Below are 1,181 nucleotides of genomic sequence, written 5' to 3'. Positions count from 1 at the left end.
AACACTTGTAAATCGCTCATTTTTAGCTATTCGGCATATTTTAGCAGAATTTTTCGGAAAAAATCCTGCTTGTGGATGGAATAGCCTTCACCAAGGGTTGACATCAGTGATGACAACAGATTGGAGAATGAATTATACTCATTTATGTCAGCGCAGAATTTCTGTACTGGGTTCTGCATTGTAAGTATAGCAGAAAACTCACCGGTTTTGGTGTATAACACACCGATACCATCTATGTCCTCGATGGAGAAATAGATTTCCTTGAAGATTTTGGCTCGTTTGCTCCCTGTGCCGAAAGAATACACGGAAATTGCCATGCCAAGGCATACGGCAATCAGAAAAATGATAACGTAAATGACCATTGTTTTTGTTTATACAAGTAAGGGTAGACTCTTACCGCCGTGGATCGAGCCTACCCGTTGATTGTTTACTATGTTATAACTTTACATTTCCCATCGGCTGTAAATGATTTCACAAACGCTCTCTGTAAGCATAGACATAAATGCCCTTGTCGTTTTTCTTTGAGTAGAGTCCTTTTCGTTGCTTGACCATTATAAGGCAAATTCCACTACTTATGGAAACTGCTGCAAATGCCAATGCGATAAGGAAACCAACCAGAGCGTAAACCAACATGAAGCCCAATATGCCGACACCGGCGGTGACGGCTGCCCAAGTGATGTAGCGTCCCTGAAGTCCCATGAACTCCAAAGGACGCTGCAATCCCTTAAACATCTGGTATTCCATGTTTGTCTCTGTCATCTCTGCCATAACACGACGTTTGGATTAGTTACTGATACCAAAGAAGAGCGGGAGAGCATTGGCAGCGGCAATCAGGAAGATACAAGCACCGACGGTCATCATGATCTTCTTCTTGAAATCTTACTGATTGCTCGTAATATACTGATAATCAATACTAATTGGAATGACAAAATGACGAAAGAAACAAATTAGGAACAACAAAATCAAGAAACCCCAAAATGAAAGCATCAGAAAACAAAAATTAACACAGAAAACAATGGTAATTTTCCGATTCTATCATTAAGAGACGAAGTTGGATTGTGTATGAATCTCATATTGAACCTATATTATGTAAAGCTATGAACTCACTAAAAAGCAGTAGTCACCTCCCTCATTGATAACATATTTGAAATAGAATACATGCCTAACAAAAGTTAAAGTTA

Annotated in this window: 1 protein-coding gene and 2 pseudogenes; all 3 read right to left on the bottom strand. The window is 39.3% G+C overall.

From position 1 onward, the window contains the following. Nucleotides 1-56: 56 nt before the first annotated feature. Nucleotides 57-362, bottom strand: a pseudogene (locus KTQ90_RS13825) (conjugal transfer protein TraG); the annotation flags it as partial. Between the two features lie 109 nt (nucleotides 363-471). Further along, nucleotides 472-768 carry a DUF4133 domain-containing protein gene (locus tag KTQ90_RS13410; RefSeq protein ID WP_254359728.1) on the bottom strand — a complete coding sequence of 99 codons (297 nt, stop codon included), beginning with the start codon at nucleotides 766-768 and terminating at the stop codon, nucleotides 472-474. Nucleotides 769-783: 15 nt separating this feature from the next. Beyond that, nucleotides 784-879 (bottom strand): annotated as a pseudogene (locus KTQ90_RS13405) (DUF4134 family protein); the annotation flags it as partial. Nucleotides 880-1,181 lie beyond the last annotated feature (302 nt).

The organism is Leyella stercorea (assembly GCF_019052365.1).
Taxonomy (GTDB): Bacteria; Bacteroidota; Bacteroidia; order Bacteroidales; family Bacteroidaceae; genus Prevotella.
The sequence above is the reverse complement of the archived record's forward strand: the minus strand, read 5'-3'. Positions and strand labels throughout refer to the sequence as shown.